This window comes from Ensifer sp. 22460, from assembly GCF_052044935.1.
Taxonomy (GTDB): Bacteria; Pseudomonadota; Alphaproteobacteria; order Rhizobiales; family Rhizobiaceae; genus Ensifer.
Genome location: NZ_JBQENZ010000029.1, coordinates 44,860 through 69,425 on the forward strand (window position 1 = coordinate 44,860; position 24,566 = coordinate 69,425).

The 24,566-nt window shown below is 61.5% G+C and carries 25 protein-coding genes; 22 read left to right on the forward strand and 3 right to left on the reverse strand.

What is annotated here, in order from left to right:
• The first annotated feature begins 10 nt into the window (after positions 1 to 10).
• The 11 genes from ACTJKM_RS28865 (at position 11) to ACTJKM_RS28915 (ending at position 11,770) form a co-directional block, all read left to right on the forward strand.
• Complete coding sequence (locus ACTJKM_RS28865; RefSeq protein ID WP_440661451.1) at positions 11 to 1,447, forward strand: pyridoxal phosphate-dependent decarboxylase family protein; 1,437 nt, start codon at positions 11 to 13, stop codon at positions 1,445 to 1,447.
• The gene (locus tag ACTJKM_RS28870; protein ID WP_058327626.1) at positions 1,444 to 2,313 is read left to right on the forward strand and encodes a fumarylacetoacetate hydrolase family protein; all 870 of its coding nucleotides are present in this window, start codon (positions 1,444 to 1,446) and stop codon (positions 2,311 to 2,313) included. The genes ACTJKM_RS28865 and ACTJKM_RS28870 overlap by 4 nt, the downstream gene beginning before the upstream one ends.
• A gap of 3 nt (positions 2,314 to 2,316) precedes the next feature.
• Positions 2,317 to 3,120 (forward strand): 2-oxo-hept-4-ene-1,7-dioate hydratase, encoded by an 804-nt coding sequence (gene hpaH / locus ACTJKM_RS28875; RefSeq protein ID WP_058327625.1) that lies wholly within the window; start codon positions 2,317 to 2,319, stop codon positions 3,118 to 3,120.
• 8 nt (positions 3,121 to 3,128) lie between these two features.
• Positions 3,129 to 3,941 carry a 4-hydroxy-2-oxoheptanedioate aldolase gene (hpaI, locus tag ACTJKM_RS28880; protein WP_113513323.1) on the forward strand — a complete coding sequence of 271 codons (813 nt, stop codon included), beginning with the start codon at positions 3,129 to 3,131 and terminating at the stop codon, positions 3,939 to 3,941.
• Between the two features lie 162 nt (positions 3,942 to 4,103).
• The gene (gene pepT / locus ACTJKM_RS28885; protein ID WP_440661452.1) at positions 4,104 to 5,336 is read left to right on the forward strand and encodes a peptidase T; all 1,233 of its coding nucleotides are present in this window, start codon (positions 4,104 to 4,106) and stop codon (positions 5,334 to 5,336) included.
• A 72-nt stretch (positions 5,337 to 5,408) separates the two neighbouring features.
• Complete coding sequence (locus ACTJKM_RS28890) at positions 5,409 to 6,341, forward strand: helix-turn-helix domain-containing protein (protein WP_058327622.1); 933 nt, start codon at positions 5,409 to 5,411, stop codon at positions 6,339 to 6,341.
• Between the two features lie 229 nt (positions 6,342 to 6,570).
• Positions 6,571 to 7,848 carry an ABC transporter substrate-binding protein gene (locus ACTJKM_RS28895; RefSeq protein ID WP_082663546.1) on the forward strand — a complete coding sequence of 426 codons (1,278 nt, stop codon included), beginning with the start codon at positions 6,571 to 6,573 and terminating at the stop codon, positions 7,846 to 7,848.
• 90 nt (positions 7,849 to 7,938) lie between these two features.
• Positions 7,939 to 8,799 (forward strand): carbohydrate ABC transporter permease, encoded by an 861-nt coding sequence (locus ACTJKM_RS28900; RefSeq protein WP_058327621.1) that lies wholly within the window; start codon positions 7,939 to 7,941, stop codon positions 8,797 to 8,799.
• Positions 8,799 to 9,620: a carbohydrate ABC transporter permease gene (locus ACTJKM_RS28905; protein WP_058322702.1), complete on the forward strand. Its 822-nt coding sequence runs from the start codon at positions 8,799 to 8,801 to the stop codon at positions 9,618 to 9,620. Before ACTJKM_RS28900 ends, ACTJKM_RS28905 begins: the two co-directional genes overlap by 1 nt.
• 17 nt (positions 9,621 to 9,637) lie before the next feature.
• Positions 9,638 to 10,684: an NAD(P)-dependent alcohol dehydrogenase gene (locus ACTJKM_RS28910; RefSeq protein WP_058327620.1), complete on the forward strand. Its 1,047-nt coding sequence runs from the start codon at positions 9,638 to 9,640 to the stop codon at positions 10,682 to 10,684.
• Between the two features lie 3 nt (positions 10,685 to 10,687).
• The gene (locus ACTJKM_RS28915) at positions 10,688 to 11,770 is read left to right on the forward strand and encodes an ABC transporter ATP-binding protein (RefSeq protein WP_440661454.1); all 1,083 of its coding nucleotides are present in this window, start codon (positions 10,688 to 10,690) and stop codon (positions 11,768 to 11,770) included.
• A gap of 10 nt (positions 11,771 to 11,780) precedes the next feature.
• On the opposite strand, the gene ACTJKM_RS28920 is transcribed toward ACTJKM_RS28915, so the two are convergent.
• Positions 11,781 to 12,929: a hypothetical protein gene (locus tag ACTJKM_RS28920; protein WP_440661455.1), complete on the reverse strand. Its 1,149-nt coding sequence runs from the start codon at positions 12,927 to 12,929 to the stop codon at positions 11,781 to 11,783.
• A 566-nt stretch (positions 12,930 to 13,495) separates the two neighbouring features.
• On the opposite strand from ACTJKM_RS28920, the gene ACTJKM_RS28925 reads away from it, so the two are divergent.
• From ACTJKM_RS28925 to ACTJKM_RS28950, 6 genes are all read left to right on the forward strand, one after another.
• Complete coding sequence (locus ACTJKM_RS28925; RefSeq protein WP_057251244.1) at positions 13,496 to 13,801, forward strand: hypothetical protein; 306 nt, start codon at positions 13,496 to 13,498, stop codon at positions 13,799 to 13,801.
• A 263-nt stretch (positions 13,802 to 14,064) separates the two neighbouring features.
• On the forward strand, positions 14,065 to 14,445 hold the full coding sequence (locus ACTJKM_RS28930) for a hypothetical protein (RefSeq protein WP_057251245.1): 381 nt from the start codon (positions 14,065 to 14,067) through the stop codon (positions 14,443 to 14,445).
• A gap of 110 nt (positions 14,446 to 14,555) precedes the next feature.
• Positions 14,556 to 15,230 carry a response regulator transcription factor gene (locus ACTJKM_RS28935; protein ID WP_058327617.1) on the forward strand — a complete coding sequence of 225 codons (675 nt, stop codon included), beginning with the start codon at positions 14,556 to 14,558 and terminating at the stop codon, positions 15,228 to 15,230.
• Positions 15,227 to 15,595 (forward strand): hypothetical protein, encoded by a 369-nt coding sequence (locus ACTJKM_RS28940; RefSeq protein ID WP_440661457.1) that lies wholly within the window; start codon positions 15,227 to 15,229, stop codon positions 15,593 to 15,595. Before ACTJKM_RS28935 ends, ACTJKM_RS28940 begins: the two co-directional genes overlap by 4 nt.
• A gap of 232 nt (positions 15,596 to 15,827) precedes the next feature.
• Positions 15,828 to 16,682, forward strand: a complete 855-nt coding sequence (locus ACTJKM_RS28945; protein ID WP_440661470.1) for a sensor histidine kinase — start codon at positions 15,828 to 15,830, stop codon at positions 16,680 to 16,682.
• Between the two features lie 141 nt (positions 16,683 to 16,823).
• Positions 16,824 to 18,077 (forward strand): adenylate/guanylate cyclase domain-containing protein, encoded by a 1,254-nt coding sequence (locus ACTJKM_RS28950; protein WP_058327615.1) that lies wholly within the window; start codon positions 16,824 to 16,826, stop codon positions 18,075 to 18,077.
• Between the two features lie 55 nt (positions 18,078 to 18,132).
• On the opposite strand, the gene hutC is transcribed toward ACTJKM_RS28950, so the two are convergent.
• Positions 18,133 to 18,906: a histidine utilization repressor gene (gene hutC, locus ACTJKM_RS28955; RefSeq protein ID WP_058327614.1), complete on the reverse strand. Its 774-nt coding sequence runs from the start codon at positions 18,904 to 18,906 to the stop codon at positions 18,133 to 18,135.
• Here hutC and ACTJKM_RS28960 point away from each other — a divergent pair.
• Positions 18,829 to 18,990: a hypothetical protein gene (locus ACTJKM_RS28960; protein WP_440661472.1), complete on the forward strand. Its 162-nt coding sequence runs from the start codon at positions 18,829 to 18,831 to the stop codon at positions 18,988 to 18,990. The two genes, hutC and ACTJKM_RS28960, sit on opposite strands and share 78 nt — an antisense overlap.
• A 62-nt stretch (positions 18,991 to 19,052) precedes the next feature.
• Here ACTJKM_RS28960 and ACTJKM_RS28965 read toward each other — a convergent pair whose 3' ends face one another.
• Complete coding sequence (locus tag ACTJKM_RS28965) at positions 19,053 to 19,229, reverse strand: hypothetical protein (protein WP_197423462.1); 177 nt, start codon at positions 19,227 to 19,229, stop codon at positions 19,053 to 19,055.
• A gap of 320 nt (positions 19,230 to 19,549) precedes the next feature.
• On the opposite strand from ACTJKM_RS28965, the gene repA reads away from it, so the two are divergent.
• The 4 genes from repA (at position 19,550) to ACTJKM_RS28985 (ending at position 24,434) form a co-directional block, all read left to right on the forward strand.
• Complete coding sequence (gene repA, locus ACTJKM_RS28970; RefSeq protein ID WP_373419892.1) at positions 19,550 to 20,746, forward strand: plasmid partitioning protein RepA; 1,197 nt, start codon at positions 19,550 to 19,552, stop codon at positions 20,744 to 20,746.
• Positions 20,747 to 20,749: 3 nt separating this feature from the next.
• Positions 20,750 to 21,763, forward strand: a complete 1,014-nt coding sequence (gene repB / locus ACTJKM_RS28975) for a plasmid partitioning protein RepB (RefSeq protein ID WP_113513305.1) — start codon at positions 20,750 to 20,752, stop codon at positions 21,761 to 21,763.
• A gap of 156 nt (positions 21,764 to 21,919) precedes the next feature.
• Positions 21,920 to 23,209 (forward strand): plasmid replication protein RepC, encoded by a 1,290-nt coding sequence (gene repC, locus ACTJKM_RS28980; protein ID WP_440661458.1) that lies wholly within the window; start codon positions 21,920 to 21,922, stop codon positions 23,207 to 23,209.
• Between the two features lie 709 nt (positions 23,210 to 23,918).
• On the forward strand, positions 23,919 to 24,434 hold the full coding sequence (locus tag ACTJKM_RS28985) for a hypothetical protein (RefSeq protein WP_440661459.1): 516 nt from the start codon (positions 23,919 to 23,921) through the stop codon (positions 24,432 to 24,434).
• Positions 24,435 to 24,566: the final 132 nt, after the last annotated feature.

Here is a 24,566-nt window from a genome sequence, read left to right on the forward strand (position 1 = left end):
GAGGAAGCAGATGGATCAGAAGAGTTTCGGCGAATGGTCGCTGAAGGCAGCGCAATGGGGTGCCGACTATCGCGCATCGTTGCGCGACCGGCCGGTGCGGGCCCAGACGGCGCCGGGTGCAATTGCCGCCCAGATACCGTCGCGGCCGCCGCAGACGGGCGAGGACATGCAAGCGATCTTCGAGGACTTCGAGAAGATCATCCTGCCCGGCATGACCCATTGGCAGCATCCGCGCTTCTTCGCCTATTTCCCGGCGAATGCCGCACCGGTCTCGGTCGTCGCCGAATATCTGGTCACCGCCATGGCGGCGCAGTGCATGCTCTGGCAAACCTCGCCGGCGGCGACCGAGCTCGAAACGAAAGTGCTCGACTGGCTGCGACAGGCGATCGGCCTGCCGGAGGGCTTTTCCGGCGTGATCCAGGATTCGGCCTCCTCGGCGACGCTCTCGGCCGTCCTTGTCATGCGCGAGAAGGCGCTCGGCTGGCAGGGCAACAAGAAAGGCCTCCCCGGCCAGAAGCAACTTCGCATCTATTCCTCCGATCAGGTTCACACGTCGATCGACCGGGCGATCTGGGTGTCGGGCATCGGCGAGGAAAATCTCGTACGCATCCCGGCCAAGGGGTCGCGACGCACGATGGATGTGAGCGCGCTGGAAGCAGCCATCCTCAGGGACAAGGCGGCGGGCCTGTTGCCGGCGGGCGTGATCGCCTGCACCGGCGGGACGAGTACGGGCGCCTGCGACGACATCGCCGAGGTGGTGCGGGTGGCGCATGCCCATGGTCTTTACGTCCATGTCGACGCCGCCTGGGCCGGGGCCGCGATGATCTGTGAAGAGTTTCGCGAACTCTGGGCCGGCGTCGAGACGGCGGATTCGATCGTCTTCAACCCGCACAAATGGCTGGGCGCCCAGTTCGACTGCTCGGCGCATTTCATCCGCAGCCCCGATGATCTGGTGAAGACGCTGGCGATCCAGCCGGAATATCTGAAGACCCATGGCCGCGACGGCATCATCAACTATTCGGAATGGACGATCCCGCTTGGCCGGCGCTTCCGGGCGCTGAAACTCTGGTTCCTCTTGCGGTTCCACGGGCTCGCCGGTCTGCAGACGATGATCCGCAATCACGTGCGCTGGTCCGAGCAGCTCGCGGAGCGGCTCGCCGAACACAGGGACTTCGAGATCGTCACTCAACCCATGCTGTCGCTGTTCTCTTTCCGCCATCGCACTACCGGAGATCCGGACGCCCACAACATTGCTCTCGTCAATGCGATCAATGACGATGGCCGCATCTACCTGACGCAAACCCGTGTCGACGGCCACGTTGCGATCCGGTTCCAGGCTGGTCAGTTCGACATGACGGAAAAGGATGCCGACACCGCCTACCAGGTCATCACCGAAGTCGCCGGTGCGCTGAACAAACATCGGAACGGAACGAAAGCCGCCCTATGACCCACCCCCGACTTGTCACCTTTTCAGCCGGCGAAAGACGGGGCTACGGCCTCGTTTCCGGAAGTGGTTTGATCGATCTTTCCAAGCGATATGCGTCGACCTGGCCGACGTTGCGCGAGGTGATCGAAGCAAGCGCGCTCGTTCGCCTTGCCGACGAGGCAGGCGGGCTGCCGGCAGACATTTCGCTCGATGACATCCGCTTTGAGATCCCGGTGCCGGCGCCGGAAAAAATCATCTGCGTCGGCGTCAACTTCCCCGACCGCAACGAAGAGTACAAAGACGGCCAGGCGGCCCCCTCCAACCCGTCGCTGTTCATCCGCTTCCCGCGCTCGTTTACCGGGCACGGGCAGCCGCTGATCCGCCCGCCGGAAAGCCCGCAGCTCGATTATGAAGGCGAGATCGTCATCGTCATCGGCAAGGGCGGCCGTCGTATTTCGGAGGCGTCAGCACTCGACCACATCGCGGCTCTTTCGCTCTGCAATGAGGGCACGATCCGCGACTGGGTGCGCCACGCCAAGTTCAACGTCACGCAGGGCAAGAACTTCGACCGAACCGGCTCGATCGGCCCCTGGCTGGTGCCCTTCACCGATGAAGCCCAGCTTGCCGATATCAAGCTCGAAACGCGGGTGAACGGCGAGGTGCGGCAGCAGGACCGCACCAGCCGGATGATCTTCTCCTTCCGCAAGATCATCAACTACGTCTCGACCTTCACGACGCTGATTCCCGGTGATGTCATCGTCACCGGCACGCCGACCGGCGCGGGCGCCCGCTTCGACCCGCCGATCTGGCTGAAGCCCGGCGATATTGTCGAGGTCGAGGCCGAAGGCATCGGCACGCTCATCAACCCGATCGCAGACGAGGCCTGACCTATGCTCAACAAGACCGACATCGAGGCAGCGGCTACCGCGCTCGACAGCGCCGAACGAGAGCGTGTCCAGACCGGCCTGCTCTCGCTCAAGCACCCTGAGATGACCATGGATGACGCCTATGCGGTGCAGGCCGCCTGGGTGAAGCATAAGATTGCCGCAGGGCGCCGGGTGATCGGCTGGAAGATCGGCCTCACCTCGAAGGCGATGCAATATGCGCTCAACATCGACATTCCCGATTCCGGCGTGCTGTTCGACGACATGCTATTCGAGGACGGTGCGCGCATCCCCGGCACCCGCTTCATCCAGCCGCGCATCGAGGCCGAGATCGCGTTCGTGATGAAGGCGCCGCTTACCGGCCCCAACGTCACGGTTTTCGACGTGCTGAATGCGACGGATTACGTGACGCCGGCGCTCGAAATCCTCGACACCCGCATCCTGCGCGTCGATCCGCAAACCAAGAAGGCACGCACTATCGTCGATACCATCTCCGATAACGCCGCCAATGCCGGCATCGTGCTCGGCGGCCGGCAGATGCGGCCCGACGCTGTCGACATGCGCTGGATGGGCGCAATCGTCTCGCGCAACGCCGAGGTGGAGGAGACGGGGCTCGGCGCTGGCGTGCTCAACCATCCGGCCCGCGGCATCGCCTGGCTCGCCAATCGTCTCTCGCTTTACGGGGACCGGCTCGAGGCCGGCCAGATCGTGCTTGCCGGCTCCTTCATCCGCCCGGTCGAGGCCCGCCATGGCGATACCATCGTCGCCGATTTCGGACCATCCGGCACGGTCAGCTGCTTCTTCGAATAGGAACGACCATGCCCGCTCCCCGCAATCCGTTCAAACAGGCTCTCGCCGAGAAACGCACGCAGATCGGGCTCTGGCTGGCGCTCGCCAATCCCTATACCGCGGAGGTCTGTGGCGGCGCCGGCTTCGACTGGCTGCTGCTCGATGCCGAGCACGCCCCGAACGACGTGCCGCTTCTGGCGGCACAGCTTCAGGCGCTCGCAGCCTCGCCAAGCCACGCCATCGTCCGGCCGCCGATCGGCGAAACCTGGATGATCAAGCAGATCCTCGATATCGGCGCACAGACGCTGCTGATACCGATGGTCGAAAGCGCCGAACAGGCTCGCGCGCTGGTGCGCGCCGTGCGCTATCCGCCCCACGGTGTGCGCGGTGTCGGCGCGGCCCTTGCGCGGGCGTCCGCCTTCAACCGCATCCCGGATTACCTGCAGACGGCCAATGACGAGATCTGCCTGCTGCTGCAGATCGAAAGCCGCGCCGGCCTTGCCGCCCTCGACGAGATCGCCACGATCGATGGCGTCGACGGTATCTTCATCGGCCCGGCCGACCTTGCTGCCGATATGGGTTTCCTCGGCAAGCCCGGCGCGCCGGAAGTACAAGAGGCAGTCGAAGCGGCGCTGCTGCGCATCCAGTCGCGCGGAAAAGCGGCCGGCATTCTCACCTCCGACCAGGCGCTCGCACGCCGCTACCTTGAACTTGGCGCAACCTTCGTCGCGGTCGGTAACGACGTCAGCCTGCTGGTCGCTGCGACATCCAAGCTGGCCGCGGAGTTTAAAGGAACCAAGAACGAGGCAGCACCCGAGGGACAGGCCGGCAAGACGTACTGATGTAGCGCTGCTAATGCGCGTGCTTCAAGAGGCTGATATCCGGCGAGCAGACGTGGCCGTCCTCAAGGATGGGCGGCCACGCACTTTCCCTACTCCCGGTCTGGCCCTCGTCCCGGTCTGGGAGTATAGCGAATCCACGCCCACCAGCATTGGATCCCGCTCATGACCGATACCGTTCTCGACCGCTTCCTCCGTTATGTCGTCATCGACACTCAATCCGACCCGAAGTCGAAGACCCAGCCTTCCACGGAGAAGCAGAAGAACCTCGGCCGCGTGCTTGTCGAGGAATTGCTCGCGATCGGTCTTTCCGACGCGCATCTCGACGAAAACGGTTATGTCTACGCCACCATTCCTTCGAATGTGGACAAGCCTGTGCCGGTCATCTGCTGGTGCTCGCATATGGACACGGCCCCTGACTTCACCGGCACCAACGTCAAACCGCAGATCCTCAGCAATTACCAGGGCGGTGACATCCGGCTAAAGGGCGACCCGCAGCAGGTCATCCGCGTCGCCGATCATCCGGCTCTGAACGACCAGATCGGCAACGACATCGTCACGACAGACGGCACGACGCTGCTCGGCGCCGACGACAAGGCCGGCCTTGCCGAGATCGTCACGGCGGCGCAGATGCTCGTCGACAACCCCGATATCAAGCACGGCACGATCAAGCTGCTGTTCACCACCGACGAGGAGATCGGCCGCGGCGTCGACAAGGTCGACCTTAAAAAGCTCGGTGCCGAAATTGCCTATACCGTCGACGGTGAGACAGCCGGGCATATCGAGGATGAGACCTTTTCCGCCGATGGCGTCGAGATTATCATCCACGGCGTTGCCATCCATCCCGGTTTCGCGAAGGACAAGATGGAGAACGCCATCAAGATCGCCGGCAACATCATTATCCGGCTGCCACGAGACTTGTCTCCCGAAGGCACCGAGGGCCGTGAGGGCTTCGTGCATCCGACCGGTGTGACCGGCTCGATGGACAAGGCGCAGCTTGGCTTCATCGTGCGCGATTTCGACGAGGCTGGGCTGGCCAAGAAGGAGGCGATGCTCGAAGCGATCGTCAGGGACGTCATGACGTCCTATCCCGGTTCGACCTACAGCTTGGAGGTCAAGGAACAGTATCGCAACATGAAGGCCGTGCTCGATCGCCATCCGGAAATCGTCGAGAACGCCGTCGAGGCGATCCGGCGCGCCGGCATGCAGCCGGTGCGCGGCAGCATCCGCGGCGGCACGGACGGCTCGCGGCTGTCGTTCATGGGCCTGCCTTCGGCCAACCTTTTTGCCGGCGGTCACGCCTTCCACTCGCCGCTCGAATGGGTGAGCCGGCAGGACATGGAGCGGAGCGTGAAAACGCTCGTCGAACTGGCGAAGATCTGGGCGGAGCGCGCCTAGGAAAGACCTCTCCAAGGGGAGACGAACGATCGGTACTGTTCCAAGAAGGACCGGGCGAACGAGGACCGGGCAATGAGTACGGCGCGAAGCTCCCGGCGCGCGCCGGCCAAGCCCGCTTCGCTTGCGACCAACCCGCCGACCTTCGAGCACATCGTGACCGGCGTCAACGAGACGTTTCTCTGGCGTCTCGACGATTACCCCTGGGAGCGCAACGTCTGGAATTTCCATCCGGAGATCGAGATCCATCTCATCCGGAAAGCCTCGGGCCTCGCCTTCGTGGGCGATCACATCGGCCAGTTCGGCCCCGGCTACGTCACCGTCATCGGCAGCAATCTTCCGCATGACTGGGTGACGGTCACCGAGCCCGACGAAATCATCCAAGGTCGCGATATCGTCATCCAGTTCCATCCGGATCGCATGCGCGAGATCACCGACGCCTTGCCTGAATTCGCTGAGCTGGAGGCCTTCTTTGCTCGCGCCGAACGCGGCCTGGTGTTTCATGGAGAGACCCGGGCACAAGGCGCCGAACTGATCGAGCGCATGGGCAACCTTCAGGGGTTCTCTCGCTTCTCACTGTTCATCCAGCTGCTCAATCTTCTCGTCAGCACCGAGGAATACGAACTGCTCTCCTCGCCGGAATTCGCGCCGGAGCTCGACCAGCAATCGCTCGACGTGCTCCGCGGCGCTCTGGCCTTCATCTACGAGAACATTGCGACCGATATCCACCTGGCCGATCTCGCCAGGCGCGCCGGCATGAGCGAAACGGCCTTTTCCCGCTTCTTCAAGAAGAACACCGGCAACACCTTCACCGATCACGTCAACAAGCTGCGCATCTGGCAGGCGTGCAAGCTTTTGGCCGAAACCGACATGCCGATCACCGACATCTGCTTCGAAGTCGGCTACCTCAACATCTCCAACTTCAACCGCACCTTCCTGCGGCAGCACAAGATGACGCCGTCAGCTTATCGGCGGCTGACGGGACAGCGCCGTCCCGCACGCCTTTAGGGCCAGCTCCCGAATGTAGACGATGAATCCTTGCGTTTGCTGCGCTGCAAATAGCTTATCATGGGTAGAATCTCGCAAGAAAGTACAGATTGGCCGCATCGAGCGCGCTAGCTCGGTGGATCATTGCGCCTATCATCGTGGGCAGCGAAACGGTTCGCTACCCGGAAGAGTGCGTTGGAACTGAGGAGTTTCCGGCGCGTATCGCAAAGACCTTGGGGAGGTCCTTCACATGAAAAAAACCAAGACGCTCGTTTCGAGCATCGCCTTCGCATGCCTACTTTCCACCGGCCTGACGAATGTCGCGGTCGCCGCCGAATGCTCGGGCACGATCAAGGTGCTCGCCCAGCCGCGCGACGGCCTGACGCTGCTCGAGGACTACAAGTCCGAATTCGAGAAGCTCTCCGGCGGCGCATCCTTCGAAATCGACTATCTCAACGAAAACGACCGGCGCGCCAAGACAAAGGCCGACGCCTCGACCATCGGCAAGTACAACGTCTACTACATCGACGAGGCCAATGTTGCGCTCTTTGCGTCCGCCGGCTGGGTCGCACCGCTGATGGACTACTATCCTGCGGACTACGACTATGCCGATTTCGATCCCGGCCGGCAGAAGGTCGCGACCTATGACGGCAAGGTCTGGTTTGCGCCGATCACCGGCGGCGGCGACCTCATGGTCTACCGCAAGGACCTGCTCGAAGCGGCCGGCATCGCGCCGCCGAAGACGCTCGACGAATACATCGCCGCGGTGAAGAAGCTCAATCAACCGGACCAGGGCATCTATGGCACGGCACTGCGCGGCCAGCGCGGCTCGGGCGCCAATGTCTGGCGCTGGATGCCATTCTTCAAGGGGTTCGGCGGCAACTGGTTCGACGGCAAGACGCCGGTCTTCGACGACGAACAGGCAGTCAAGGCGACCGAGACCTATCTCGAACTGTTCAAGTACTCGGCACCGGGCAGCCAGACCGGCGGCTGGGACGAGGCAGTCGGCGCCTTCACCTCCGGCCAGGTGGCGATGCTCATCGAATCCACCCCGCTCGTCGGCATGGCGATCGATCCGAAATCCTCGAAGGTGGCGGGCAAGGTCGGCTACCTGCCGCCTCCGGCACCGCTGACGGGCGGCGGCTACGGCCACGGTCTGGCGATCGGCACTAAGGCCAACAAGGACGAGGCCTCCAAGACATGCGCCGGTCTGTTCATCGCGTGGGCGACCTCCAAGGAAAACGAGGCGCGGCGGCTCGAGGCCAATCAGTTCAGCGAGCTCAACCGCACCAGCATCATGACCAGCCCGAAATTCGCCGAGCTCTACGGCCCCGATCTCGGCCAGGCGCTCGCCGACACCGGCAAGGTCACTGCCGTCAATTTCTGGCAGAGCCCGCAATGGCCTGATCTCGGCGACCGTTGGGGCATCATCCTGGAAGAGCTGATCACCGGAACGCGCAGCGACATCAAGGAAGGCCTCGACGAGCTCGACGGCTTTGCCAAGGACCTGGTTGCCCGCAGCCAGTAACACCGTTCCTCCCAGGGTCCATCGGCAGGCAAAAAGCCGCGCCGGTGGACCGCTGCACCATCGGCGCGACAAGCCGTAGGACGTCATGACATGAAGCAGAAAAACAGTCTGCCGGCGGTGTTCCTCACCCCGGCCATGGGGATCCTCGCCGTTCTCGCCCTCGTGCCGACGGCCTATGCGATCTACATCTCCTTCCAGAACCGCGAGCTTAGCCGCCCCGACGGCAGCCTCATTGGCTTCGCCAACTATATCGACCTGCTCTCGGATCGCCGTTTCATCAACGCCATCGGCGTCTCCCTGACCTGGGAAGCGGTGACCGTCGGAATGACGCTATTGATCGCCGTCGGCCTCGGCATCCTTCTGTTCGAATGCGTCTCGCCGCGCACACGCAATCTGCTGGCGCTCTTGTTTCTTGTGCCGGTGATCCTGCCGCGCGTTTCGGCCGCCTTCGTCTGGAAGTTCGCCTTTCATCCGCTCTATGGTATAGCAACCTATCCCTACAAGGCGATCACAGGCCAGCCGCTCGACCTGCTCTCCAATCCCGCAACCGCACTTGCGACCGTCGCGCTCGTCGACGTCTGGCAATGGGGCCTGTTCTTCGCCGTCATCGTGCTGAAGTTGCTGGAGACGCTGCCGCCACAGCCGTTCGAGGCGGCAAGGCTCGACCACGCCCGCACCTGGGAGATCTACGCCTTCATCGCCCTGCCGATGCTGAAGGCGCCACTGATCTCGCTCACCTTCGTCAAGATGATCGAGTCGCTGCGCGCCTTCGACCTGATCTACGTCATGACCCGCGGCGGCCCCGGCATCGCGACTGAGACACTCGACATGTACGCCTTTTCGCAAGGCTTCATCGAGTCCGGCCGCATTTCCTATGCCTCGAGCATGGCCGTGCTGATGATGATCGCCACCTCGATCGCCTTCACCTTCATCTGGAAGAGGGTCCAGTGATGACCGCACATACCCTTGGCCGCCTCATCGGTCGGCTGATCCTCGGCCTTGCCGCCTTCTCCGCCGTCTTTCCGATGTTCTGGACGGCGCTCAACGCCTTCAAGAACCGCGTCGACATCGTCACGCCGACGCCGCTCTTCATCTTCGAGCCGACACTCGACAACTTCGCCTATGTGCTCGGCCGTGAAAGCGTCTTTGCCGGCCTCGTCAACTCGCTGCTGATATCGGGCGCTGCGGTTCTGATCGGTGCCGCGCTCGGCCTACCCGCTGCCTATGCGATCGCGCGTTATCCAAACCGCTGGTCCCGCGACATCCAGTTCTTCGTGCTGTCCCTGCGTTTCCTGCCGCCGGTGGCGATCGCCATTCCGCTGATGGTCATCTGGCTCGACTTCGGGCTTTACGACACGCGTCTGTCGATGATCGTCACCTATTCGCTGCTGACGCTCGCGACCATTATCTGGCTCAGCGTCCCGGCCTTTGCCCGGGTGCCGAAGGAAGTCGAGGAAGCGGCCCGCGTCGATGGCTACGGTCCCTATGCGATCTTCTTCCTGATTGCGCTGCCGATCGCACTCCGCTCGCTAATTGGCGCCGTCGCCTTTGCCTTCGTGCTCGTCTGGAACGAGTTCCTGATCGCACTGATGCTGACGACGTCGGACGCCAAGACGCTGCCGATCGTCGCCTCGGAACTGACCCAGCTCGGCCGTGACGTGCCCTGGGGCATCCTCAACGCCTCCGTCGTGCTGCTCTCCATTCCACCGCTGCTCTTCATCGGGGTCCTAAGCGGCATGCTCAACAGCGCCTTCAAGCGCAAGACACAGTAAAAACAAGGAAATCCTTCATGCAAGCGTTGGTCCTCGAGCAAAAAGGCAAGCTCGCGCTCAGGGAGATCGATCTCCCGCTGGAACTCGGCCCGGATGACGTCAAGATCGCCATCCACACGGTCGGCGTCTGCGGCAGCGATGTGCACTATTACACCCACGGCGCCATCGGCCCCTATGTCGTGCGCGAACCGATGGTGCTCGGCCACGAGGCGGCCGGCACCGTCATCGCGGTCGGCAGCAATGTCGAAGGGCTTCAAGTCGGCGACCGCGTCTGCATGGAGCCGGGTGTTCCCGATCTCAGCTCTCGCGCCTCAAAGCTCGGCATCTACAATGTCGACCCCAAGGTGCGTTTCTGGGCGACGCCGCCGGTGCACGGCGTGCTCGCCCCCTTCGTCGTCCATCCCGCAGCCTTCACCTACAAGCTGCCGGATAACGTCTCCTTTGCCGAAGGTGCGATGGTCGAACCTTTCGCCATCGGCATGCAGGCGGCAGCCCGCGCCCGCATCGCGCCCGGCGATATCGCCGCTGTCATCGGCTGCGGTCCGATCGGCATCATGGTGGCGCTTGCAGCCCTTGCCGGTGGCTGCAGCCGCGTCTTCATCTCCGATTTCAGCGCCGAGAAGCTGGCGATCGCCGCCCAATATCCGGGCATCATCCCGGTCAACATCGCTGATCGCGCCTTTGCCGACGTCATCGCCACCGAGACCGGCGGCTGGGGCGCTGACATCGTGTTCGAAGCAAGCGGCAGTGCCAAAGCCTTTTCGGGGATCTTCGATCTCGTTCGACCGGGCGGCGCCATCGTGCTGGTCGGTCTGCCGGTCGAAGCCGTCCAGTTCGACGTGCCGGGCGCGATCTCGAAGGAGGTCCGCATCGAAACGGTGTTCCGCTACGCCAATATCTTCGACCGTGCGCTGCAACTGATCGCATCGGGCAAGGTCGACTTGAAGCCGCTGATCACAGACACGTTCCGGTTCGAAGACAGCATCAAAGCCTTCGAGCGAGCCGCATCAGCCCGGCCGACCGACATCAAGCTGCAGATCCTCATGGACAGCGGGAAGGATTGAGCCATGGCGAACATCGTCTGCTCCAACGTCGACAAGCAATATGGCGCCGTCGACGTCATCAGGGATTTCAACCTCGATGTGGCCGATCACGAGTTCATCGTGTTTCTCGGTCCTTCGGGCTGCGGCAAGTCCACACTTCTGCGCATGATCGCCGGTCTTGAAGACATATCCGGCGGCACCGTGTCGATCGGCGGGCGGACGGTCAACGACCTGCCGCCACGCGACCGCGGCGTCGCCATGGTTTTCCAGAACTACGCGCTCTACCCGCACATGACGATCTACGACAACATCGCCTTCGGACTGAAGCGAATGAAGGTGCCGAAGGCGGAGATCGACACGCGCATCCGTGCTGTGGCTGCGACGCTGGGGCTCGATCCCTATCTTGCGCGCAAGCCGACCGAATTGTCGGGCGGCCAGCAGCAACGTGTCGCCATCGCCCGCGCCATGATCAAAACGCCGCGCGTCTTCCTCTTCGACGAACCGCTTTCCAATCTCGACGCCAAGCTTCGCAACCACATGCGCGTTGAGATCGCACGGCTGCACCAGAAGCTGAAGACCACGACGATCTACGTAACCCACGACCAGCTGGAGGCGATGACGCTTGCCGACCGGATCGTCCTGATGAAGGGCGGCGCGATCGAGCAGGTCGGCACACCCGCCGAAATCTACGAGCGCCCGCGCACCCTCTTCGTCGCCGGCTTCATCGGCACGCCGAACATGAACTTCATCGACGTCGCCACCGAGAAGACCGAAGGCGGATGGCTGCTGCGCAGTGCCGGCGGTAACTTCTCGATCTCGGATGGAAAGTTCGCCCTGCGCCATGGCCAACCGCTGGTGCTCGGCATACGGCCGGCGGATCTGAAAATCGCCGAGGCCAGCCCCAATCGCATGTCAGGCATTGCCGATCTCGTCGAGTTTCACGGCAATGACGCGTTGGTGACCTTCCTTTTTGCTGGCAAGGAAATCGGCGCGCTGGTCAAGGCCAGCGCCTGCCCGAAACCGGGCGACGCTGTCACCTTCGCGGTCGAGCCCGAAGGTCTCCACCTCTTCGATCGGGAAAGCGGGATCTCCCTGCTGAAATCCTGAGACGCCTTCGTCAGTTCGGATTTGCAAATGAGGCGGCCGGGAGCGGTCCGGCCGTCATCAGCGTAAAATCGAAGGGCGCGCGGACGTCGGCGTCGAGCACATATTGGCGGTGAACCCGAAGGAAATCGCGCTTGATCCTGCGATAGCGTTCCGGTGAAAGCATGTGCTTTAGCCGTATGAAGACGATCGGCGGCTGGGGCGCATCGTGGTGCCCGGCGAGTGCCACCACCTGGCATCTGTAGAAATTGATCGCATCGGTCAGGCATTGGACATCGAACCAGAAGATGTCCTTCACACGGGCGATCGCGCCGACGCGCGCCCGCAAGACGTCGGCCGAGCGAAGCAATGCGCATTGCAGGATCGCGCCGCCGAGCGTGACAAAGACGACCCGCTTTCCCGCAAACAGGCTCGGCTCCCTTTCCACCAAAGTGCCGATCACCTGAGTGGCGATGCTTGAGCCCATGCTGTGGGAGCTGATGAGGTATTCGTCGGCCGGCTCGCTGAGTGCCGCCCGCACGGACGCCAGGTTATCCTCAACCCACTGCTGGAAATAGGGTTTTTCCAGGCTGGCGACCGCGACGGCCAGCTCCCAATCGGAAAAAAGGTGCAGCGTATGCCACCGGTCCGACCAGGGAAGAAAGAGCCGGAAGAAGGCGACGTAGGCGACGATCGCGCTCAGGACCAGAAGCGAAGACTCCAGCGCAAGCCAATAGGGCGCGGTGCCGATCAGCAGGCTCAAGCCAATGCCGATCGCGACGAGCAGGAACGGAAAAATGAAGAACAGGCCGAAGCGCCAGGCGTGTCGGAAGTAGGAAAATGCGCCGCCTTCCCAGACGACGCGCGCGGCACTCGAATATCCCGCAACCATTCTGCGCAGCGTCGACCGGCCGTTCAGGCTTTTGACGATTTCGTCGTGATCGAAAACATAGACGCGGCTCGACGTTTGCCAGTCGGCACCTTGACTGTCGACATCGAAGTAGCGGCTTTGCCCTTCGGTCTGTACCGGTCCCACCTCGACCTCGAAGTCCTGAAGCTTGGCGGTCTTCACCGCTGATCGCTTGTAGCGCGCCTGGTGCCTGATGGCGTCCAAGGGCTCAAAGCCCGGAAAGTGCAGCACGATACGTTTCGTGACGTGCCCGGAGGGTTTGTCGTATGACAAGTGGATGATCTCTCGAAAGGCGCAAAACGCCCGCCCCTGCCTCCCCATAAAGGAGGCGGAAGCGGGCGCTCGGTGAGCGCCGGGTGGTCCCAGCCTGCGGGAAGAGGTCGACAATCTCGGTGTCGAGAATATGGCCGAATGAAACGATACAACAGTGTTGGCAAGATTTTTTTGACACAGCCGATCCGAAACGCGACCTTCCGCCGGTACTGCGGAGGCGCTGCCTGAAAACGCCACTATGCTCCAGCCTTTATGGGTTCTTTATGCCCCGCGCCTGACTTCCCAAGCGATTTCCTACCTTGGTTCGAGCTAACAGGAGGCGGCGCAAATGCCGCAGCGAACCCCGATGGCTCCGCCTTCTTAGCGCCGCTTTTCGATGGCTTGAGACGCGCCGTGCCGCCGGGAACATCGCCGGCATGCGGTACGTGTTATCTTTGCAATATGCAGCTTGACTGCAGCGGTGGGTAGACGCCCATCGCGCCCCGCGTGGCAACGACGAGAGAAATGCATAGACGCCTCGGCACCGGTCCTCCCCGGTTCCGGAACGTCTCACGACGAGCAAGACAATGAAATTCACGAACGGGTTCAAGCCCAGCCCCAAGACCAGCCGCCGATTGCCGACGGAATACTTTATTCTGGCGGATATCGCATTTGAGGGCGCCGTGATCGGCTCCCTTGCCGGCAGGCCCATACGGGAAGCGGTAAGGGATGGCAGCGGCCTTTGCTATCGCTTCGTCGGCGTGGCTCCGCGGCTGGCGGGTGGCGGCTTTGACGTGTTGTCGCTTCGCTCCGGCGAGTGGATCGTGGAGCCCGGCCTTGTTTACGCAGCCGATACGGCCACATCAAAGAAAGAAGCGAATCTGGCCGCCTGAGCTGCACCGCCTCGCGGTCAGGAAGCCACCCAGTTCACGGCTCTTTTCCGGCAGGCGTCAAACATCTCCGCGATCTGACGCTGGCTTGTCTGCGGGCCACACGCCGCCCTCCCGCAATGTCCCTGTAATCTTGCCCCTTTAGCAGCGGGTTGTCGCCGCCTCGACCCGAAATAACAATCGGGCATGCGGCAGGTCAAAGCACGACCGCAGGCTTTGTGCGTCCGGGTGGACGCCTGGCAATGCGGGACAAACCGGGATCCGTCATGTTCTTCAGCAAAGGGCGCCGCGCCCTCGCATGTTTTGCCGCTACCGCGCTGCTCCTCGCCGGCTGCGCTTCCGACACCATGAAAACCTATATCGGCCAGCCGGTCGAATCCGTCATCATCGACTACGGTCCGCCGACGAACATTCTTGATCTCAGTTGGAACGAACGGGCCTATCAATGGCGCAAGATCTCGACGAATGTCGTCTCCGGCACATCGAGTGGTGAAATCAAGGACACGCGCCGAGGAATGCGCTACGAGGAATACTCGACGCCGGGCTACGTCGAAGAGCAGGAATGCTTCTATACCTTCTACGCGCGCATGCAGCAGGGCCGCTGGTACATCACCAATTTCCGCCAGCCGAAGCTGGAATGCGAGTGATGGCTTCAACCTCACTGGCGAGGCGGATGGAATTCGTTGTAGGTATTTGAATTTATGTATGTTTTCATTGAGTAACCTGCTCAGGAAGACCTGCAATCGGGAGAACTGGCATGCGCATCCTGCTGCTGGAAGACGAGCCGGAGATGGCTTCGGCCCTGAAGGCGGCGCTGGAGCGGCGTCAGGTGATCGTCGATCACGTCTCGACGCTGGCCGATGCCGAAGCCGTCGCCGAGCTCTGGCCCTATGACGTCGTCGTGCTCGATCGCCGTGTGCCGGATGGCGAGGGCCTGGACCTCATTCCGAAGCTGCGCGGCCTCGGTGTCGGCGCGCCCGTATTGATGCTGACGGCTTTGGGGTCGATCAACGACCGCGTCGCCGGGCTCGATGCCGGTGCCGACGACTATCTGTCCAAGCCGTTTGCCGTCGAAGAACTGATGGCCCGGCTGCGGGCACTCGCCCGCCGCCCCGTCTCATTGAAAGCCGAACAGACCAAGGTCGGACGCCTGATCTACGACTTCCATCACCGCGAAGCGGCCGTGGACGACAAGCCGCTCGATCTCCTGCGCAGAGAACGTCTTGCGCTCGAAGCCTTGATGCGTCGACCGGGCCGAACCGTGCTCAGGGCGACATTGGAGGAATCGGTCTACGCCATGGAAGACGAGATCGAGTCCAATGCGCTCGACTCGCATCTGTCGCGCCTGCGCCGGAAGCTCGATGATGTCGGAGCCGGCGTCGAGATCCGGGCCATCCGCAACCTCGGCTATCTCCTGCGCGCAACGACATGACGAAAGCTCGGCCCCGCTCGCTGCAATGGGTGCTCGTGCGCCGCCTCATTCTGCTACAGGCGGCAACGCTGTTTGTCTTTATCGGCCTGCTTTTCGTGGCATTGTTCATCGTCCAGCCGCGCCTCCTCGTCGACAATGAAGCGGCGGTGGATGTTCTCGACCGCGCCGTCGGGCGCGATGCGAGCGGCGCGTTGATGGTGCGTGAGACCGAAGAGCTGCGCGAGCTACGCCAGGCCCACCCCAATCTCTGGTTCATCGTCCGCGACGACGCCGGTCAGGTTCTCCGACAGGGAAACGTTCCTCCTCCCTATGGCAAAAGCGGTGGCGCCCTGCTCCGACGTGTGGAAGGTGCGAAGCTGCTCTGATGATGGCGGAACGCTGCCGGACGCGGTCCTCCACAACGCCGAGACAGACGCCGGCCGCGTTCAAATCATCACCTCGACCGTTGCTTCGCGGCGCGACGATGGCCCGCTGGACGTGCAGATCAGCGTCAATGTCGACATGGCACGCGACCTCGACGGCACGACGACCTGGACCGAGGTCGTACCGATGATCGCGCTGCTCATCCTCTGCTTCCTGCTGCCGATCGTTCTGGTCATGGGCGTGACCACATTGGTGACGGCACCGGCCGTCGTTCGGCGTTCCTTGGCGAGCCTCATATCGACCGCTGACCAGGCCGGCCGCATCGATATCGACAATCGCGCGGTTCAGCTCGAAACCGAACAGGTACCGACCGAGATCGCCCCCTTGGTGCGAGCCTTCAACAAGGCGCTGGCGCGGCTCGGCGAGGGATATGATCAGCGCAACCGTTTCCTCACCGACGCGGCGCACGAATTGCGCACCCCGATCGCGATCCTCAGAACCCGTGCCGAACTTCTGCAGGAAGCCCCGGAAAGTGCCCGCCAGAGGCTGGATATCGAGCGTCTGTCCCACCTCGCCCAACAGCTTCTCGACCGGCAGGTGCTCGGGCATGCCGGTGGCGCACTCGAAGTGGTCGATCTTGTTGCCCTTGCGAGAAACACCGCCGCCGACTTTGCGCCGTTGGCGTTCGAAGCAGGCTACGAGCTGGCGTTCGAAACCGAGGTGCCGGAGGCCCGTGTCAGCGCTCGGCCACGCCAGATCGAGCAGGCTGTCGCCAATCTCTTGCGCAACGCCGTCGAACATGGCGGCGGCACCGGCACGATCACCGTGCAGGTCAATGCCGCGGGCGGGTTGGAAATCCAGGACGAGGGCCCCGGAATTCCTGTCGAGGAACGCGAGCGCGTATTCGAGCCTTTCTATTGCTTGCGTCCACGTTCCACCGGCGCCGGTTTGGGGCTCAATCTGGCACGGGAGATCGCCCGTCTGCATGGTGGCCGTGTCGACATCCTTGCCGGCCCGTGGCAGGGGGCCCGCGTCCGCTTGCACTTGCCGCTTCTCGACGGGAGCCGCTTGGCGCATCAATCGGCGTGAACGGATTTAACACCGCCTTTTCTCAAAAGCTTTCGGCTTCCCCCTTATCAAGGCGCCGCCGATGCTCCACATTTGCAGCGATACATCGCGAACGTTCGCCGGAGGAACGGCTGAGCGTTCGACCAGCATGGAGAATTGCAAATGCAGATGTCTTCGCAGGCCCCCTCCCCTTCGATCGAAGGAGAAAGCTGGCCGGCCCGGCGCCGGAGCGTGCTCGACTGGCTGATCATCGAAACCCGCAACGAGCGGTTCATCGACAATATCCTCGTGGAAATGTGCGAACGGCTACAGGCGGTCGGCGTCCCGGTTGCACGCGCAACGTTGCATTTTCGGATCAACCATCCGCAGTGGCTGGGTGCTCGCATTCTGTGGCGCAAGGGCTTGGCCGAGGCCGAAATCGATCTCTATGACTATGGGACCCAAAACACCGCGCTCTACCTCAATAGCCCGCTCTATGTGATCAACAACGGCGGCACCGAGGTTCGCACGAACCTGGAAGCCCTGACGGAAGAGCAGTCTCAAAACTCGCTTTATGCCGACCTGAAGGCCGAGGGCCTGACCGAGTACATTGCGTGGCCGCTCGAACACACGCTGGGCAAACGCCATGTCGTGACCTTCACCACCGACCGAGAGGGCGGCTTCGAGGACGAGCACGTCGGCCTTCTCTCGGATCTTCTACCCGCCTTGGCCCTCGTCAGCGAAATCCGGCTGAAAAACCGGTTCGTGCGCACGTTGCTCGAAACCTATGTCGGCCCGCATGCCAGTGAACAGATCCTCGCCGGCGCCACGACGCGCGGCAGTGGCGTTACCGTTGGTGCCGCCATTTTGATCTGCGACCTGCGCGACTTCACGAAACTCTCCGACCTGTGGCCGCGCGACGACGTGATCGATCTGCTCAACGGCTATTTCGACGCCATGTCGGAGCCGATCGAGCGATACGGCGGCGAGATCCTCAAGTTCATGGGTGATGGGCTACTGGCGATCTTCCCGCTCAGCAATGCGAATGCTGCCGAAAACCTGCTGCAGGCGATCCGTGAGGCGGAAGCGGCGATCGCTCTCCTCAACAAGGACAACCTCGAAAAAGGCCGTGAGCCCCTTGGCTACGGGATCGGCGTCCATGTAGGCGACGTGATGTACGGCAATATCGGCTCGCGCCGTCGGCTGGACTTTACGGTGATCGGTCCCGCGGTCAACATCGCCTCGCGGTTGGAGAGTCTGACCAAGGAAACGAAGCGGCCGGTGCTTCTGTCGCGGGCCTTCGTCGAACTGGCCGGTTGCGCATCCAGCATGGAGCATCTCGGCTCCTATCCCGTCAGGGGCATTGGCGAGCCGATCGAGGTCTTCGCCTTTTCCGGTAACGGCCCGGCCCCTGTCTTGCGCGTGGTTGGAGAATAGCCAGTTGTCCGCGGACAACTGGCATGTTGCCAGCCGGTAGCGGAGAGTTAGCCGGCTATCCGATCGGACTCGGCGCGAACTGAGCAACGAGTTCGTGGCGATCGCCGGGATAGGTCAGCCGCACATGCGTGACCGGCGCACGACCGCTCCAGGTGCGGCGTTCGATGACCAGGCAGGCGGTGCCGGTCGAAATATCGAGCGCCTGCGCCGCCAGTTTGTTCGCCGCAACGGCGCGAATACGGTGTTCGGCCGTACTCCACGGCACCTTGCCTAGCAGCCACGAACCGGGTGCCGCGGTCTCAAACAATTCCGCCTCCGCCTCGGGCACCGCTGCTAGGCTGATGAGGCGTTCTTCGAAGCAAAAGGGACGCCCACCGGCAAAATGCCGGCACGTGACATCCAGCAGCCTGGCCGATGTCGGAAGATCCAGGCGTTCGACGTCCCGGCTCTCCACCTTGCGAACCTTTCGCTCGTCCAATTGAAAACTATAGTCGAGCCCCAGAGATTGGACTTCGAGCTTGACGTCATGGATTTCCATGACGGCCGACTGCACCTGCGGAAAGGTGACGTAGCTGCCCGACTTGCGGCGCCGCTCGATCAATCCGCGCTTGACCAATTCGGTCAACGCCTTGTTCACGGTCATCCGCGAGCAGTCATACTGTTCGGTCAGCTCGTGTTCGAATGGAATGCGGTGACCCGGCGGCCACTCCCCGGAGAGGATGCGTCCTTCCACATCCCCGAGGATACGCTGATGCAACGACAAGGGCTGTCCTTGGCTATTATCGTCGGGCTGATCGTTCGAAACGGTTCGGTCTTGCTTGGTGTCCATGACACCGAACTTAATCATTTCCCGGCGGTGAAACAGCCCTTCTCTCGCTGTTTCGCGCTTTTCCCCATGGCGGCGGAGGCCTGAACAGACGAATGTTGACAGGTGTCAACAGCTGCAGCCGCGAAGGCCCCGCCGCCGCCCGCTGATCAATAGAGAAGATGCCAGGGCGTCAGGAATGCACGCGTCCATTCCTGATTGCGGTCGGACTCTTCACAGTCCGCCTTTTCAACCGGAGCTGATCCGACCTCCACGCGTGGCTGCCGTGTCGCCTTCAGTGGCGGCGGCGCCAGATAACCGAGGGTCATTCCACCAAGATAGAACATAGCGAACCTTCTCGCGTCACGTCTCTGATAGACACAATCGTGACACAATCCGCTCATCTGTCAATAGTCTATAAATTCTATACTCTTTTAGAGCTTCTCCTCTCGGCCGGGAAATCAGCCGCCAAGCCGTGGCAACTTCACCACGAAGTCTCAGTTGTCCGCGGACAACCAGCAGCGATCCCGGGTTCATTCGCCGCCAAATCACGGCCCTGGGTATAGATCGCTATGCATTTGTAAAACCGAACCGAATCGGAGCATAGTGCATCTGCGCATATTGTTCCGATATGACGATTTTTGCGCAGTTTTCGGGGAACCCAATGTTGCAACAGAAAATTCAAGGTCACGACGAACAGGAGCATCTGCCGACGCTTCTGGCTGCCGATGCTTTGGAACTGGCGCATCAGCTGCAGCAGCATCAAAAGAAGATCTTCCCTCCGCAAGCCCAAAAGGCAATGCGCCTCTTCAGCCCTGCCGAAGCCGCCGCCTTCATTGGAATCGGCGAAGGCTATCTGAGACAGGTGGCCTCAGAGGGCCACGGCCCGGCGCCCTTGTCAAACGGTCGGCGCATGTACGCCATTGAGGACATCGAGCGCATCCGCCGCGTTCTCGACGAAGGCGGAAAATCCGGGAAATACGTCCCGCATCGCCGGGGCGACGAGAAGCTTCAAGTCATATCGGTCATGAATTTTAAGGGTGGATCGGCGAAGACGACGACATCTGCCCACCTTGCCCAATATCTGGCCCTCCGCGGCTACCGGACGCTCGCGATCGACCTTGATCCGCAGGCTTCGCTTTCCGCCCTCTTCGGCCACCAGCCGGAATTGGACGTTGGTGAGGGCGAAACGCTTTACGGCGCGATCCGCTACGACGAGCCGCGACCGATCGCGGACATCGTCCGTTCGACCTATACGGCCAACCTTCACCTCATTCCCGGCAATCTCGAGCTCATGGAGTTCGAGCATGAGACGCCGAAGGCAATGATGGTAGGCGGCGCTGCCGAAACCCTCTTCTTCGCGCGCATCGGCGACGTATTGGCGGAAATCGAGAGTTTCTACGATATCGTCGTCATCGACTGCCCGCCGCAACTCGGCTTCCTGACCATGTCGGCGCTCTGTGCCGCGACGTCCGTTCTCATCACCGTGCATCCGCAGATGCTCGACGTCATGTCGATGTCGCAGTTCCTGTCGATGACGAGTGAGCTGATGAGTGTCGTCGAGAAGGCCGGCGGTCGCACAAGTTACGACTGGATGCGCTATCTCGGCACGCGTTTCGAGCCGAATGACGGTCCGCAGAGCCAGATGACCGGCTTTATGCGCGCCATTTTCGGCAACCGCATGCTGCAGAACGCGATGGTGAAGTCGACGGCTATCTCCGATGCCGGCGTGACGAAGCAGACACTCTACGAAGTCGAACGCTCGCAATTCGTCCGCGGCACATACGACCGCGCCATGGATTCGCTGAACCAGGTCAATGGCGAGATCGAAGAACTGATCCGTCAGGTTTGGGGGAGGAAGTAATCCATGGCCCGTAAGAATCTGATTGGAATTACGGACGACACGGCCGGAAACGACGCTGAAACGGCTCTGGAACGCCTGGCAACAGCCCGGCCGATCGCCGGCCTGAGTGTCGGGACGCGGCCAGTAAGCGCCGTCGGCGGCATTACTCGGTCCCTGTCGAACATCACCCAGAAAGTTGAGCGCGCCCAGGAATTGGAGCGCCAGCTTGCCGAAGGACTGACGATCGTCGATCTCGACCCTGCGCTCATCGACGCCTCTTTCGTCGTCGATCGTCTCGAGATCGGAGCAGATGCACAATCCGCTCTTGCAGAACAGATTCGCGAGCACGGACAACAGGTTCCGATCCTCGTGCGTCCGCATCCGGATGCCGAAGGGCGCTACCAGGTTGCCTACGGTCATCGCCGATTGGCAGCTGCACGCGAGCTTGGCAGCAAGGTCCGCGCGGTTGTCCGCGATCTCAGCGACGAACAGTTGGTCGTCTCTCAGGGGCAGGAGAACAACACTCGCACGGATCTGTCCTTCATCGAGCGATCACTCTTCGCCACGCGCCTTGAGGATCGTGGCTTCTCCCGCGAGATCATCATGTCCTCGCTTGGCGTCGACAAGGCGGCACTTTCGAAGATGATTTCCCTCGTTCGTCGGCTACCGACCGCCCTGATCGAGGCGATTGGGCCAGCACCGACGATTGGTCGGCGTCGTTGGTTCGAGCTCGCCGAGCTGCTCGCTCAGGACGGAAGGGGCGAAGCTGCAGACGTCTTTGTCAAAGACAAACAATTTCAGACGGTCGGGAGCGATCAGCGTTTTGATGCGCTTTGTGCCTTCCTGAGCGCCTCCAAGGGGCGCGCCAGAGCCATCTCGTGGATGGCGCCCGACGATACAACCCCGGTCCGGATCCGTGAAACGGATGGCGAAACGACGCTGTCCTTCAGCAGGAAGAAGGCCCCGGGCTTTGCAGATTTCGTGAGGCAGAGGCTCAAATCTCTGTACCTCGAATACCAAGAGGAAACAGGAGACTAAACAGAGCAAAAGAAAAAGGCTTCCGAACGACTAGCGCTGCGGAAACCCTTCTCTCGTGTAGCAACTAGAGAATCCCATTTCCGCGAATCGGTGTCAAGAGTTTTCAACGTCGTTTCGGCGAACGAATTTCTTTTGCCTTGAAAAAGGTGAAGACAAGTGGATTGTGGGATTGTCACGACGCCCTTCGGGCGGCGGGCGATGTCGCTTGGGATGTTGGCGCACCAACTTTCCAGCGCTTCGGCCGTCGACGAAGGCAAGGTCGATAAATGGAAATTGTTTCGAACGGTCTGCGCCGCCAAGTCGAACCTTGGCGTTTCCGATCGCTCTCTTGCCGTCTTGAACGCATTGCTGTCGTTCTACCCGAAGACGGAACTCGAGGCAGCCGACGGTCTCGTCGTGTTTCCCTCCAACGCTCAGCTTTCCCTGAGAACACACGGCATGGCCGAGACGACGCTCCGGCGGCATCTCGCCACCCTGGTCGAGGCTGGCCTCATTCTCCGGCGCGATAGCCCCAACGGTAAGCGTTACGCTCGCCGTGACCGCAAGGGAGCGATTGGCCAGGCATTCGGGTTCGACCTTGCACCGTTGCTTTCTCGCGCGGCCGAGTTCGAAGCTGAGGCTGCTCGTCTGGAAGCTGACCGGCGTTACCTTCAGATGATGCGCGAACGCATGAGCCTCTGCCGCCGTGACGTTGCAAAGCTGGTCGATCTGTTGCGCCCATCTGATATCGCCTACGCTGAAGAGGCCGAAGCGCACTGCCAGGCCGTCTCTATGTCCCTCTCGCGCAAGCCCTCCATCGCCGAAATCGAGCGCCTCCTCCCTGTTCTTGCCCTGCTGCAGGACGAACTGACTAATCGTCTGGAAAATCTACTGAAAACACAAAATACGGCTGCCAATGAACGCCAAAATGAGCGGCACATACAGAATTCAGAATCCGATTATCTTTCTGAATCTGAACCGGCTGATGAAAGACTTGGGGTGGAATTTTCGCGCAAAGCGTCGACGGATGTGCTGCCGGTCGGCCAAGATGCGAGTGATCCACCTGCAAATATCGAAACATCGCTGCTTCCGGAACGTCGCTCGCATCCCCCGGTAACCCCTCCCCTCATCCGTGCTACACCGCTGCCACTCGTATTGAAGGCCTGCCCGCAAATCCGCGACTACGGCCCATCCGGTCGTATCGACAACTGGCGCGATCTCCTGACAGCCGCCACAGTCGTCAAAAACATGCTTGGGATCAGCCCTGATGCCTACAACGAAGCCTGCGCCACACTCGGGCCAGAAACGACCGCGACCGTGCTGGCGTGCCTTCTGGAGCGAGCTGAGCACATTCATTCCGCCGGCGCCTATCTACGTGACCTGACGCGCCGAGCGAAGAGCCAATCCTTCGCTGTCTCGGCAATGTTATCGGCACGTCTACGCGCCCAAGCTTCGGTCGTTGGATGAATGGAGGACGGACCATTTGATGGGAGCTGAGTGGGATGTTCTGATGTAGCCGTTACTTCTCTCGCCGATCAATGCGAGCTTGTATAAGGCAACCGAATGCGGGAAACTGGAGGCGCAGGGATTCGTTGATATCTTTGGGATATTGTAGTGCTCAGGATTCAATTTGCGTCTCCCGCCATCTCCTCGATAACATTGTTGTTTTTGTCCCTTTTGGAAAGAAAAGGGGCTTTTGCTTCCGTCGCCCGGACGGCTTTGGGAATGGCCGGATGATCCGCTAGCGCGGGTTTTGCCGATGGCTGTCTACGGTTGGAAACAGCTGCCTGCGAAGACGGCTCCACTGGTTAGGTTTCGAACGTTAGTGGGGCTCGAAGGGCGCCGGGACATTGAGCTTCGGCGTGCGCGCCTCATGTTGACAGCTGTCAACGGAGCGGGCTGGGCTTGAGGCAAGAGCAATTCGAAGCGGACGGGAACGAGGACTGCCAGAAATTCAGCCAGCAATCTCCGTGGATAAAAGAGCGATATAGCCGCCCGCTCTCAAGACGGTATGCTGCGTTCAGCGCGTGGTCCCGCACTCCACTTCCGGCAACGATGTTGGGCACGAATCAGCCGAGGGCCTTGGCCTAACGGGCCAGGCGGCGGCGGCAAGACTACGGTAAGTCTGGTTCTGGCGCGGAGCCATCCCGGTACGATCAACATCGCCGGCGACGCTTTGCGCCATTTCGCCCTGGAAGATGTTCGAACTTCCCTAGGACTCGGTTCGACATACCGGGCTGGCGCTGCACTCGCCGCTGCCTGTCTGGCCATGGGTGCCATCAGGGTCTGCTTCGATAATGTCTTTGACGACGCCGAGAAGTTCGATCTGTTTTGCAGCGCGCTACCTCGTGAAACGCCGGTCTTTGTCTTCACGCTTTGGACGCCAATCGATCGTGTCATTGATCGGGAAGCGAACCGTGTCGGACGCAAACGGATGGGGCATGCTGTCGTGCGCACGTACGAGGCGATCGAGCGCAACCTGCATAAGCTCGGGCGGATGATTTCAAACACGGAAACGCCGGAGCGGGCAGCGCAGACGATCATGGAAGCGATAGCCAACCCGGCGAACCTCTGGCCCCGCCCTGCCCCGGAGAACTGGATGATCGTTTGGTCATTCCCGAGAGAACCATTTGAAGTGTTCCTCGGATTTCTCCAGATGGAGTTTCCGGCTCATCGCTTCGTGGCGCGTTGACAGCTGTCAACAGTCGATGCGCTTAGCCCAATGCAAGCCGACGGTAATTGCCACCAGAGTTCGAGGCCTTGTCGTACAAGGCACCAATCGGCGAACGATTGAGCAAGTCCATCGCGGAGGCTACGCCATACC